Source organism: Halorubrum ejinorense (assembly GCF_039522565.1).
In the GTDB taxonomy this organism is placed as follows: Archaea; Halobacteriota; Halobacteria; order Halobacteriales; family Haloferacaceae; genus Halorubrum; species Halorubrum ejinorense.
Genome location: NZ_BAAADQ010000002.1, coordinates 282,398 through 295,513, shown reverse-complemented (window position 1 = coordinate 295,513; position 13,116 = coordinate 282,398). Strand labels below are relative to the sequence as shown.

The window sequence follows — 13,116 nt, the reverse complement described above, 5'->3', positions numbered from 1 at the left end:
GCGGGTCCGCGAGAGGAGCGGAGTAAGGAGCGAACATCTGCCCGACGTGTCACGTTACTCGGCTCAAGTCCGTCGTTACTCGACTCGCGTCCGCGACGGGTCGCTCTCGGTCCTCTCGGGTCGATCGCCCCGCTGCGGGGGCTCTCCACCGGAGTATGCCCATCGTAACAAAGACGATATTCGCGAACGTCCCCGTATGGAGATCACCGGAATACACGCGGTCGTCGCGGTGCTGCTCGTCGTCGGTGCGGGCGTCGGTGCCGCGTCCGTCGCCGACCTCGGGAGCGGTGCGTCGGTAACCGTCGAAGGTGCGGAGGCGGTCAAACCGGGCGCCGGCGACGCCGCCTTCGAGGTTCGGACCACGATCAACAACACCGACGCCGCGAACGCGACGCGGTCCTACGAGCTGGTCGTCGAAGACGAGGAAGGCTCATCGGTCACCGTCGACGAGCGAACGGTCACGCTCTCCGCGGGAGAGACGCGGGAGCTCACGCTGTCGGCCCCGAGAGACGCGCTGACGGCCGGACGGTACAACTACACGCTCGGCGACGAGTCGGGAGCGCTGGAGACGGGCACCGTCTCCCTCGATCCACCCGCGTTCGTCGTCTCCGACGCCCGGGCTGACCGGGTGGTTCGCGGCGACACCGGGAGCGTCGCCGTGACCGTCCGCAACGACGGCGACTTCCGCGGGCTCAGGAACGTCGACCTCCGCCTCGACCGGAACGCAGACGGCGACTTCGACGGCGACGAGACCGTCGCCGCGAAGGCCCCGATGGTCCGCGCCGGGAGCGAGGCCGCCGTGAGCTTCTCGGTCGAGACCGGCGGGCTCGAACCGGGGACCTACCCGTACCGGGTCGAGGCGTCGGGGAGCTCGCGGGAGGGGACGCTTGTCGTCCTCCGACCGGCGACCGTCCGCGTCGCGGGCGCGACGATGACCGCCGACGCGGTCAGGGGCGACCGGTTCAACGGGTCGGTGACGCTGACGAACGCGGGCGACGTTCCCGGCACGGAGGAGGTCTGGCTCGACGGGCCGGCCGAGTCGTTCGACTGGAACCGCTCCGTGACGCTCGACGGGAACGAGACGAAGACGTTCGAGTTCGAGGCGGCGACGGCGAACCTCACCCGCGGGAACTACTCGGTCGCCGTCGCGACGCCGAACGACGCGACCACGGCGACGCTCCGCGTCCGCGAGAGCTTCCTCAAGGTAGACGAGGTCGACGGGCCGCGGTCGGCCGACGTGGACGACGACGTCGCGTTCACCGCGAAGGTGTCGAACATCGGCGACGCGGCCGCGAACGAGACCGTCGAACACCGCATCGACCTGGACGGCGACGACGACCCGGAGACGGTGACGGCGAACTCGACGGTCGACCTCGCGCCGGGCGAGCGGACGACCGTCGAGTTCGCGATCGCCGCCGACGACCGCGACCGGTTCAGCGACCGTGACCTGCTCGGCACGCACGTCTACGGCGTCTACAGCGGGGACGCCAACGCGACCGGTGTCGTGGTCATCGAGGACTACTACTCCGGCGGTGGCGGCTCGTCGTCCTCGGACTCCGACAACGGCGAGTCGGAGACCGTCTCGAAGGACGCGATCACCCAAGAGAAGTACGGGCTCGACTACGACGAGGTCAGCGCCGAGACGCAGTCGCAGGTCGACGAGATCCACGAGCGACAGCCGTTCGCGGGTGACCTCGTGATCACCGAGGTCCTGACCCGCGAGGAGATAGCGCGACAGGAGTTCGGGCTCGACGTCGAGCGGAACGACGAGTTCGACTTCACCAGCATCGACGTCGAGACCCAACAGGAGATCGAGGCCGCCTTCGACGACCAGTTCGAGTCCGACGACGGCGACCGGATCGACTCGTGGGACGAACTGGCCAGAGAGCGGTTCGACAGCGAGTACGAGGCGCTCGACGAGACGCAGAAAGAGACGATCCGCGAGCAGTACAGGGCCCAGTTCGACTCCTAAAACCGCACGTCGGTGCGGGCGCGACCGCCGCGCCCGCCGCCGGCTACGGCGGGCCGTCGACGAACTGTGCGCGGTAGCAGCTCGTTATATCCCCGCTCGTCTCCTTGCTCCCCCCGACAAGCCAACGTTGTGTCGCGTCCGCGTGAGCTCGTCGTTCGTGAGTTCGGCTTCCGCGTCCTGCCGGAACGCGCTCCGGGTTGCGTCGGGGGCGTCGGAGACGCCTCACCGGTCGGCTGACGGCGCGTCGCCGGACCCGTTCGCGGGGGTGTCGGCGGCGGACGCCGCGCGGTCGGCCGCGGGACCGAGCCACCCGTCGTCGATCATCGCGACGAGCGGGTTGTCCTCGATCTCGAGCGGGAGGTCGATCCGCCCGCGCCGTCTGGCCGACTCCCACGCGGCGAAGACCACCTCCGTCGCCCGGAGCGCGTTCCGCCCGGACAGTTCGGGCTCCGACCCCGTCTTCAGTCCCTCGACCGCGTCGGCGATCGCGCGCTCGATGAACACCGGCGCCTCGCGGTCCTCGGCCGAGAGCAGCGGCAGCCGCGCCCGGACACCGCGCAGCGCTGCGCCGAGGTACCCCGGGGAACCGAGGCCGTGGAGGTTCTCGCCGTCCGTCCCGACCGACTGCCACTTCCCGCCGTCGGTCCGGTAGCGGAGCGTCGGTCCGCCGTCGACGCCGAGTTCGATGGCGCCGTCCGTGCCGACCAGTCGGAAGTAACACGCTCCCGCGGGCGCCGACTCGCCGGTGGTGGCGAGCCCGACCGTCCCGTCGGCGTACCGCCACTGGACGAGCGCCTGCGTGGCGTTCGGGGTGCCGAACCACCGGTTCTCTTCGCGGTAGTCGACCTGTGCTATCACCCACTCCACGTCGGCGCCGTCGGTGAAGTATCGGGAGAGGTCGACCTGGTGGATCCCGGCGTCGAAGAGCGTCTCGTCCGCGAACTCGATCTTGGCGAGCTCCCCGATCGCGCCGTCGTCGAGGAGTTCCTTGGCCTTGCGGAAGGGCGCGCCGAACCGGCGCTGGTGATTGATCGTGAGCTGGACGCGGTTCCGGTCGCAGGTCCGGACCATCGACTTACAGTCGCCCCAGGTGTCGGCCATCGGCTTCTCGCAGTGGATCGCCGCGACGTTCCCGCTCTCGGCGCAGTCCTCGACGATCGCGGCGTGGATCCCCGGCGGCACGCAGACGCTCACGAGGTCCGGCTCGACCGCGGCGAGCATCGCCTCGTAGTCCTCGTAGGCGGTGCCCTCGCGCAGGTCGAACTCGCGGGCGAACGCCCGCCCGTTTTCCAAGACGATGTCCGCGCACGCGACGAGCTCGCAGTCCTCGTTGTTCTCGTAGGCGTGTCCGTGCCGATACCCCATCGCGTACCCGTCTCGATCGGGGTCCGAGGGGTCAGGGCCCGTGCCGATGACCGCGACGTCGTAGACCATTCCGGACTGAGAACGCCGTCCCCGACCAAAGAGTATAGACCGCCTACCTCGCGCGCCCGGACCGCACCGCGACGCGGCGAGCCGATCCACCCGGCGGCCCCCGACCCGTCGGCGACTCGAGTCGGCGGTACGATTCGTATAACAATACCGTCGCTCGCGGAACCCCCGTTCGTGACTCCCGACCCCGGCCCGTCGACCGCCGATCGCAGCTCCGCCGAGGCGAGTGACGGCACCGACGCCGCTGGGGAGGGACTCCCGTTCGTCTCGGTGGTGATCCCGGTGTACAACGACCCGGCCGGGATCGAGGCGACGCTCGACTCGCTCCGGCGACAGACCGCGACCACCGACCGGTACGAGGTGATCGTCGTGGACAACGGGTCGACGGACGGGACGCGCGACGTCGTCCGCGAGTACCTCGGGGACGAGGCGTTCGACGGGATCCGGCTGTTCGTCGAAGACGACGTTCGGGGCTCGTACGCCGCGCGGAACGCGGGCATCTCCGCCGCGACGGGCTCCGTGATCGCCTTCGTCGACGCCGACATGGTCGTCGATCCCGGGTGGGTCGAGGCCGTCGCGCGGGAGATGGCCGTGACGGGCGCCGACTACCTCGCCTGCGACGTGCGGCTGTTCACGACCGGCGACGAGGGGACGGTGGCCGAGTACAACCGACTGAACGACCTCCACGTCGAGCGGTTCATCGAGGAGCTCTCGTTCGCGCCGACCTGCTGTCTGGTCGTCACGCGAGCACTGATCGAAGGGGTCGGCGGGTTCGACGCCCGACTCCAGTCGAGCGGGGACCTGGAGTTCGGGAACCGCGTGGCGGCGAGCGGGCGCGACCTCCGATACGCGCCGGACGTCGTCATGTACCATCCCACCCGGACGACGCTCGGCGCGCTGCTCCGGAAGTCCAGACGGGTCGGCCGCGGGAAGACCCAGCTCCGGCGGTACTACCCGGAGCGGTACGGGTCGCCGATCCTCGCCGCGCTCAACCCCGCCGCGTTTCTCCCGCCGCGGCCGAGTTTCATGCGCCGGTCCGTGCGCGACTGGGCTGAACTGCCCGCCCGGCGGAAGCTCGCGTTCCTCGTCGTGGCCTACGTCACGTCGCTCGCGAAGGCGTACGGACAACTGCTCGAACTGGCGTCGCCGACCGACACCGACGCCGAGGGACCCGGCCGTCCCTGACGCGCACGGAGCCGGTCAGAACGACGCGTACTCGGCGGGCGCGGACGACGCGGACTCGACCGACCCGAGCCGCACCGTCCCTCTCGCCGCCGGGTCAGGAGTCGTCGGTCTCCTGGAACGCCTCGACACCCGGCAGGTCGGAGACGCCCTCGTGTTGGCCGACGTACGCCGCCGACTCCGTCACCGTCTCGAACGTCTCCTCGTCCGGGTATTCGCGGACGGTCAGGACGCGACCGTCGTCGACGGCGAACACGATCTCCACGGACCCGTCGTCGTGTCGATACTCCGCGGCCTTCCTCGCCGAGTCGGCAGGCTCTCCCATCGGAAATAATTCGAGAGTCAACGGCTTGACCGTTTCGGCCGCGATCGGTCCGCGGACCGGTCTGTGACACCGGACTGGACCGCCGGCGGGTCTGGCACCGCACTGGACCGGTCAGCCGGCGGGCCTACCTGTTGTCGAGCAGGTCCACGACGGCCGCCGGCGCGGCCACGACGAACGCCTCCTCGCGGAGCAGTTCCTCGTCCTCCGGCAGGTAGAGGAACTTCTCGGAGTCGACCCCCGACGCCCGTATCCGCTCCCAGTCGTCGAGGTCGTAGCCGAGGTCCTCGCTGTCGGGGTCGTCCGGCTGGGCCTCCCACTCCACTTCGAGCGCACTCCGGCTCATGCTCCCACCCCGCGGCAGTCGGCCGCGGTCACGGCGCTCGCGGCGGAGCGGCGTCGACGCCGACCGGCCGACGGCTCCTCGGGGTTCGAGGCCATCAGATCACCTCCGGAACGTGAGGGAGGCGTCGCCGTCGATCTGGAGCCGAGCGACGTCGCCGGAGAAGCCGAACGTGTCGCGGTCGTCCGCGACGGTCCCGCTGGCGACGCCGCCCGTCGCCGCGTCCGACGCCTCGGCGCCCCAGCCGCCGGCGCGCTTCGCGACCGAACCGGTCGTCTCGACGAGGTAGCTCGCCTCCGCGCCGTCGCCGTCGACGACCAGCTCGTGCGGCAGGTCGTGGCCCCCGTCGAGCGTCGCCGGGTCGACGGGCTCGCCGTCCACGCGGACGACGAGGTCGCCCTCGACCTGGAAGTTCGTGAACTCGCCGGTGACCTGGAAGGCGCTGGCGTCGCCCTGGACGCGTCCGGTGACGGTGCCGTCGGTCACGTCCGCGGCGGCCGCGCCGTCGCCGGGCGTCACGCTCCCGTCGACGCTGAACGTGTACGCGAGCGGGTCGGTCGAGTCGGTGCCGTCGACCTCGACCGTGCGACCGTCGTCGACGACCAGATCCGCTGGATCGACGGTCTGGCCGTTCAGGCGAACGGGCACGTCCGCATCGATCTGGAAGTCGGTGAACTCCCCGCTGACGAGGAACGAGTCGAACCCGCCCTCGACGTGGCCGGTGACGGTCGACCCGTCGATCACGTCGCTGTCGTTGGCGTACTGACCCGGCGCGACGCTCCCGTCGACCGTGAACGCGTACTCGACGCGGTCGTAGATGCCGCTCCCGTCGATGACGAGTTCGCGCTCCTCCGTCGTCTCCGCCGTCGAGTCGTCCGTCGTCGAGTCGGTGCCGTCGGTCGAATCGTTCGTCTCCTCGGTCGAGTCGGAGACGACCAGATCCGACGGGGCGACCGTCTCGCCGTCGAGGCGGACCTCGGCGTCGCCGTCGAGTTGGAAGTCGGTGAACTCTCCGGACACCCAGAAGGAGTCGCTCCCGCCCTCGACCTGACCGGAGACGGTCGTCCCGTCTATCACGTCGTCTGGGTTCGCACGGGGACCGGGCTCGACGCCACCGTCCACGGTGAACGTGTACGTGAGCTTGTCGGAGGTGTGGCCGCCGTCGATGACGAGCTCCTGCTGGCCGTCGTCGGGGGTCGAGTCGTCCGTGGAGCCGCCGGACGTGGAGTCGCCGGTCGAGTCCGAAGACGCCGGCTCCGGGTTCGGGAACGGGCACGACCCGTCCTTGGTTATCGACGAGCTCGACGCGGTGGAGTTCTCTAGGGTGATCTCCCTCCCGGTCACGTCGACTGTCGAGTCCTCGACGACGCCGCCGGTCGAGTCGACGAAGTTGATGCCGTCACGGCTCGATCCCGACTGGTGGACACAGCAGTTCCGGACCACCGAGTCGTCGGCCTCGACGAGACGGACCGCCTCCCGGCCGGACGCCGACCCCGTGATGCTGACGTTATCCATCCGGATCCAATGCGGTTTCGGCGGCGTCCGCTGCCACTCGCGCCACGGGATAGCGCCGGGGCGTCCCCGGCGGACGGCCCACATGTTGTCGATGTCGACCCGGACGCGAGTGTTCTCGACGCGCAGGCTCCGCCCCTGCGGCGAGAGGTTGATCATGGCGAGGCCGTTCGGAGCGTCGGCGCCGATGAGCTCGCAGTCGCGGACCTCCGCGCCCGCCGGGATCGTCTCCGCGCCCTCGAGTTGGACGCCCTGATCGACGTGGATCCCGCGCATCCCGAACCCGGTCGAGATGTCGCCGAGCTCCGGGCCGGTGTACTTCCCGAAGTCGATCTCGACCGTACAGTTCTCGATGTAGCTCCCGTCTCCGCCGATGCGGATGTTCGCCGCGTTGTTGTTGAGGAAATAGGAGTCGACTATCTCCACCTGACCGGGCGTCCGGGAGGTGTACGTCCCGTTGTTGCCGAACTCGCGGAAGTCACAGCCCTCGATGCGGACGGTCCCCTTGTTCGACCAGCCCACCCACACGCCGATCCGGCCGTTACCGCGCGCGTACCCGTCGACGCGGGACCCCTTCTTCGCCACCGCGTTCCGCAGGACACCGCGCCCGCTCTCGTTCGTGATCCCGAGCAGGAAGGCGCTGATCTGGCCGGAGTTGTCCGTGAGCCCCCGGCCGAGAAACTCGACGTCCTCGATGTGGAAGTGGTTCCGACACAGGAGCCGGATGCCCGTGGTGGTGTCGTTCGCCCGCATGTCGATGTCGATGCCCTCGATGAGCACGTCGTCGGGGTTGGGGTAGTAGTCGAACAGCAGTCCCGAGTACCCCGTCGGCGGGAGGAACCGCACGTCGCCCTCGCCGAGCATGCCGACGCGGTCGGCGTCGATCTCGATCTCACCGTCGAAGCGGTACTCGCCCTCGGGGAACCGCACCAGCGTCCCCTCCGAGAGCGCGTCGTCCAACCGGGCGTTGACCGGGTCGTTCCCGCCCGCGTCCAGTCCGAGGTCGTCGACCGCGTCGAGCACTCGGTCGAACTCGATCCCGCGACGGGTCGTTCCGCTCGCGGCGGCGCCGCCGGCCGAGGCGGTGGCGACCGTGGCGGCGGCCACGCCGGCCATCTTCAGGTACCCGCGTCGTTCGAGCAGCGGGGTGTCGTCACCCCCCTCCGTCTCGCCGGCAGACCCGTCTTCGTCCCCCGTCTCGACCTCGTAGTCGGTGCTTACTGTCCCGTCAGCACCATAACTGCCTCCTACTCTCTCGTCGTCGGGTGTCCGTTCTTTGGACATGGCCGGGCATATCCGGCTTACTATGATATTCGTTTTCGCCAGTAACTGACCGGATGCGTCCGGTTGGAATCGCTTGGTTACCAGATGGGTCCCGGTTGCTGGCGGCACGGTTTACTCCGCCGTAGGAACCCCCTACTAACGCCGTGTCCGGCCGGGCTTTCCGTAACCGGCGAATACCGGGTCGTAGGGGGTTCCTACTAATCGAAACCGCGACCGGATCGACCCGATCCGCGAGCCACCGGTTCGTCGGGCGCGCGGATCGCTGGGGTCGGACGAGCGTCACGGCCGATCCAGCACTCGTCCGAACGGTACGTCTCCCTCCAGCGCGTCGACGCTGATCCGGAGGGAGCTCGAGACCGACCCGGCGTCCGGCAGCGACGGCACCGCGTCGAGCCCGAGACAGACGCGCTCGGTCCCGGCGCTCTGAGCGAGCGCGCGCAACAGGGGTACGTCCGAGGTGAGCTCGACGCCCAAGCCCGCGTCGCCGAACCGCTCTAGGACCGTGTCGACGCCGAGACACACGACGTGTTCGTCGGGCGGCGTCGTCAGGTCGACGTCGACGACGATCGGGTGCCCGTCGGTGCGGATCTCGCCCCCGCTCACTTCGCTCCGCGGGGAATGATCGAAGAACACGCCGTCCCGCCCTTCCCCTCGACAGCGGATGTCGCAGTCTATCACCGCCGACTCGGGCGCGAACCTGAGGTCGACCGCGACGCCCCCGGCCGCGTTCCCACCGACGGTGACGTTGCGCAACTCCGTCCAGTGCGGCGGCGGAGGCTCCCGCCGGTCCGGACGGTAGGGGAGCGACCCCACGGGGCCGCGGCGGACCGCCGGCGTCCCGTCGATGTCACACCGGATCTCCGTGTCGCGGACGACGAGGCTCCGCGCAACGGGCGACTGTTCGACGACGGCCTGTGACCGCGGCGACGAGCGGGCGCGGAGCGTACAGCCGCGGATCTCCGCACCCGCGGGCAACGGCGGCGCACCCGCCCGTTGGACGCCCTGTTCGACGACGATCGCCCGCGTGTTGAACTCCGTCGACGTGTCCACTGCCCCGCCGGTGTACCGGTCGAGGTCGATCTCGACCGTACAGTCCTCGACGTAACTTCCCTCGCCCGCGATGCGGGCGCTCGCCGCGTTGTTGTTGAGGAAATAACAGTCGACGATCTCGACGTTTCCGGGGGTCCGAGAGCCGTACACGCCGTTATTGCCGAACTCGCGGAGGTCACAGCCCTCGATGCGGACGGTCCCCTTGTTCGACCAGCCCACCCACACGCCGATCCGGCCGTTACCGCGCTTGTACCCGTCGATTCGAGAGCCCTTCTTCGCCACCGCGTTCCGCAGGACGCCCCGACCGTCCTCGTTGTCGATCGCGAGGACGAACGCGCTCGGCGTTCCGGCAGGCGACTCGCTGGTTCCACGACCGAGGAACTCGACGTCTTGGATGTGAAACCGGTTCCGACATTCGAGCCGGATCCCCGTCGTCGTGTCGTCGGCGCTGACGTCCACGTCGACGTTTTCGATGAGGACGTCGTCCGGCACCGAGTCGGAGTCGAACAGGGGTCGCGTGTAGCCGACCGGCGGGAGGAACCGCACGTCGCCGTCGCCGAACACGCCGACCCGGTCCGCGCTGACGACGACCTCGCCGAGGAACCGGTACTCGCCCTCGGGGAACCGCACCAGCGTCCCCTCCGTGAGCGCGTCCTCCAGCCGGTCGTTTGCCGGCGCGCTGCCGGTCGGGTCGAGGCCGAGGTCGTCGACGGCGTCGAGCACTCGGTCGAACTCGATCCCGTGGCGCGTTCCCAGGTCCTCGTCGTCGGATCCGTCCCCCGGCCCGTCTGGCCCGTCTCCCGACGGTCCGTCTCCATCGTCCGGATCTGCGGGCGGGTCTTTCGACGCGTCACCCCGCGCGAACCCGAGACAGCCGGCCGCCGAGGCCACCGCGGCACCGATGGCGCCGAGATACGGGCGCCTCCCGCGGGCTCCGGCCGCGTCGCCGACGCCGCGAGAGTCGTCGCCGGAGCGGTGGCCGCTGCCCGCACCGGCTTCGTCGCCGGAGCGGTGGCCGCTGCCCGCACCGGCGGTCATAGGTAACCCAGCCCGCGCAGCCGCTCTTCGACGGCCTCGTCGCTTCCGGGCCCGCCGGCCGTCGCGTCCGACGAGCCGCGGTCCACCTCGACCGCTTCCCGCTCCGCCGGCGGCGATCCGGGTTCGAACAGCTCCGTCAACACGCGGCCGTGAGCGGCCGCGGGAACGGGTTCGCCGAGCCCGTGGAGCAGGGTCGGCGCCACGTCGACGACCGCGGCGCCCTCGACCGCGACGTCGGCCGCTATCGAGGGGCCACGGGCGAAGATGACGCCCTCCGGCCGGTGGTAGCCGGCGATGCCGTCGGCGTCGACGACGGCCTCGTCCGCGAGCCCGGGCTTGACGTGATACCCTTCGACGGCCTCGACGACCACGTCGGGGGCGAACTCGTCTTCGGGGTTGAGGTCGTCGCCGTCGTGGACCGAGAGCACCCGTTCGCCGGTCTCGGGGTCGGTCAGCTCCGAGAGCGCGGTCATCACCTCGGCTTTCACCTCCGCTCGCTCCGCGGGGTCGACGGCCCCGTCGTCGAACCGGACGGTGTCGTTGACGTAGACGCTGCCCAGCCCGTGGAGGAACGCCCGGGTCCGCTCGGAGTCGACGTCGTAGAGGGCGTGGTCGCCGGGCACCGCTCGCGCGACGCTGTCGACGAGCGCCGCCGGAAGCCGATCGACGAGCACCTCGTCGTCGATGCCGATCCGTTCTAACGCGTTCAACACGGACGACTTCGACACGCCTGCGCGAGAGAGCACGCCCCGGGTACCGGTCGAGTCCTTCGGCGTCAACAGGCCCGCGTCCGCCAGCGCCCGGTTGAGGTTAACGACCCGCGAGATCGGCCCGAACCCGTGGTCTGAGACGACGTACAGCGTCGCGCCCAGTCGGTCGCAGTAGGTCATCACCTCGGCGAGGACCGCGTCCAGCTCGCGGTAGTGGTCCAACAGCACGCCCTCGTCCCAGATCAGGTGCTGGAGCCTGTCAGGCGCGGTGAAGGTGAAGAAGAACAGCCGCCAGTCCTCCCGCTCCATGAGCGACTCCAACAGCTCGCGGCGCGCCTCGAGCAGCGACGCGAAGTCAGCGAGGAACTCCTCGCGTCGGTCCTCGCCGTACTCGTGCCACTTGAGACCGACCCGATAGTCGGGGATCTCCTCGCGGATCTCCTCGCCGAGCTCGGGCGGATCAGTGAACCCCGCCGCGTCGGTCGAGCTCGTCATCATCCCGGCGACCATCGCCCCGTCATCGCCGACGCCGCCGGCGGGGTACGTCATCGGCACGTTCGCGACGACGGCCGGCGAGAGCAGCTCCCAGAGCGGCGGCTGCCGGAGGTCGTTCCGGTTGTACGGCCGCTGGCTGTAGTCGCTTTCCAGTTTCATGAACTCGTAGAGGCCGTGTCGGTCGGGCCAGGTGCCGGTCGCGATGGAGGGCCACGCGACCGGCGTGTTCGCTGGCGTCGTGCTCCGGAGGGGACCGGACGCCCCGGTATCGACCAGCTCGGCGAACGCCGGGAGCTCGCCGTCGTCGATCCACGGCCGAATGAGCGGCCACGGGACGCCGTCGAGCCCCAGTACGAACGCGCGGTCGCCGTCGTCGCTCACCGCGACCGCCCCCGTCGACGCCGCTCGGTCCGAATCATTGCGCCCCGCTTGGGGAAGGACGCCGTTTGTTATGCCTTTCGTACCCGAGTAAGGCGGCGTTACCGGTCGGAGACGCGGTTCGCGACCGGTCTCAGTCGACGTCGAGTTCGAAGCGGTCGGCGTGCGTCAGCGTCGTCCACCCGAGGATACGTCGGTCGTACAGCGGTCGACCGATCGACTCGACGACGCCCTCGAACGCGGGGCGGTCCCACCGCGAGTGCGCGAGTTCGTACACCGAGCCGGCAGCCGTTCGGTCCCCGTCGGTGTATCCGTTCTCTCCGGTTCCGTACTCCCACTCCGCGGCGTCGGTGACGTACGGACACAGGCCCTCGAAGGCCCGCAGGAGCGCGCTCGCGTCGTCGTCGGGGAGCGTGTGCCCGTAGAGGTCGACGTCGTAGTGCCGGGCTATCTCCGCGGTGAACGCGAGCGCCTTGAGCCCGTACACCGAGTACTCCAGCCCGTCGACCCGCTGCCGCTCGTGCCGCAGGAGGCCGTTCGGTTCGAGTTGGTCGAAGCCGTGCTCGCGCCAGTCGTCGAACGCGCGCGTCAGCGCGTCGCGGTCGTCGAGGTACGCCGCCGCGGTCGCTCTCGCGAGGATCCACCAGGCGTAGATGTTGTTCTTGACCGCACCGGTGTAGCGCTGCTTCCCCCGTCCGTCCTCGAGGTCCGCGAGGTACGTCTCGATCCACCCGCGAAGGGCCTCTCGGTCCGCTCCGACGGCCGACCACCGCGGGGAGTCCCGGACGAGCGCCGCGCCGTAGATGAGCGTCGGGAGCGTGACGTGGAGTTCGATGGAGAAGTACGTCTCGCCGAAGTTCCGGCCGGAGGGGTACATCCGCGTCTCGGGGTCGAGAAACCAGTGGTCGAGCAGCCGGATCGCCTTGCGAGCGAACCGCTCCCGCCCGGTGAACACGTACCCTATCCCGAGATCACGGACCCACGTTCCCATCTCGACCGCGGCCCGGTAGTCGGGCCGCTCCTCGCCCGTGGCGAACCGGTGCTCGTCCACGCCGTCCGGTGAGCCGTCGTCGACGACGCTCGACGGGGTCGCCGTCACGGCCCGGTCCGCGTCCCGGATCTGGGCGTCGTAGGCCGCCTTCCACGGCCGCTCGTCGTCTTCCACGCGATCGCGGATCGCGACGACCTCGTTGCCGTCGAGGAACCCGGCGTACACGGCGGGGTCGTCCCGGCTCTCGGTCGGTACCCCGGATCCCGACCCGCCGGAACCGGATCCCGACCGATCGGAACCGGAGCCGCAGCCGGCGAGGACCCCGGCGAGCCCGAGCGACGCGGCGCCGCGCAGCAGGTCGCGGCGCCGCGTCCCGTCAGCGTCGCGTTCGGTCACGCTCCGCGCTCG

Annotated in this window: 9 protein-coding genes; 2 read left to right on the top strand and 7 right to left on the bottom strand. The window is 70.1% G+C overall.

The window, feature by feature from the left end; all coding sequences use genetic code 11:
* Positions 1-196 precede the first annotated feature (196 nt).
* Positions 197-1,972 carry a COG1361 family protein gene (locus ABDZ89_RS03640; RefSeq protein WP_343776728.1) on the top strand — a complete coding sequence of 592 codons (1,776 nt, stop codon included), beginning with the start codon at positions 197-199 and terminating at the stop codon, positions 1,970-1,972.
* A 222-nt stretch (positions 1,973-2,194) separates the two neighbouring features.
* On the opposite strand, the gene ABDZ89_RS03635 is transcribed toward ABDZ89_RS03640, so the two are convergent.
* Complete coding sequence (locus ABDZ89_RS03635; RefSeq protein WP_343776726.1) at positions 2,195-3,406, bottom strand: Gfo/Idh/MocA family protein; 1,212 nt, start codon at positions 3,404-3,406, stop codon at positions 2,195-2,197.
* Between the two features lie 171 nt (positions 3,407-3,577).
* Between ABDZ89_RS03635 and ABDZ89_RS03630 the strand changes: the two genes are divergently transcribed.
* The gene (locus ABDZ89_RS03630; protein ID WP_343776724.1) at positions 3,578-4,588 is read left to right on the top strand and encodes a glycosyltransferase family 2 protein; all 1,011 of its coding nucleotides are present in this window, start codon (positions 3,578-3,580) and stop codon (positions 4,586-4,588) included.
* A 94-nt stretch (positions 4,589-4,682) separates the two neighbouring features.
* Here ABDZ89_RS03630 and ABDZ89_RS03625 read toward each other — a convergent pair whose 3' ends face one another.
* From ABDZ89_RS03625 to ABDZ89_RS03600, 6 genes are all read right to left on the bottom strand, one after another.
* A complete protein-coding gene (locus tag ABDZ89_RS03625; RefSeq protein WP_343776722.1) occupies positions 4,683-4,910 on the bottom strand; it encodes a hypothetical protein in 228 nt (75 codons plus the stop codon).
* A gap of 124 nt (positions 4,911-5,034) precedes the next feature.
* Positions 5,035-5,253, bottom strand: a complete 219-nt coding sequence (locus tag ABDZ89_RS03620) for a hypothetical protein (RefSeq protein ID WP_343776720.1) — start codon at positions 5,251-5,253, stop codon at positions 5,035-5,037.
* Between the two features lie 99 nt (positions 5,254-5,352).
* A complete protein-coding gene (locus tag ABDZ89_RS03615; RefSeq protein ID WP_343776718.1) occupies positions 5,353-8,046 on the bottom strand; it encodes a hypothetical protein in 2,694 nt (897 codons plus the stop codon).
* 279 nt (positions 8,047-8,325) lie between these two features.
* The gene (locus ABDZ89_RS03610; protein WP_343776716.1) at positions 8,326-10,134 is read right to left on the bottom strand and encodes a hypothetical protein; all 1,809 of its coding nucleotides are present in this window, start codon (positions 10,132-10,134) and stop codon (positions 8,326-8,328) included.
* Positions 10,131-11,720: an alkaline phosphatase family protein gene (locus ABDZ89_RS03605; protein ID WP_343776714.1), complete on the bottom strand. Its 1,590-nt coding sequence runs from the start codon at positions 11,718-11,720 to the stop codon at positions 10,131-10,133. Before ABDZ89_RS03605 ends, ABDZ89_RS03610 begins: the two co-directional genes overlap by 4 nt.
* Before the next feature lie 130 nt (positions 11,721-11,850).
* Entirely contained in the window at positions 11,851-13,104 is a 1,254-nt protein-coding gene (locus tag ABDZ89_RS03600) for an alginate lyase family protein (protein WP_343776712.1), read from the bottom strand.
* Positions 13,105-13,116 lie beyond the last annotated feature (12 nt).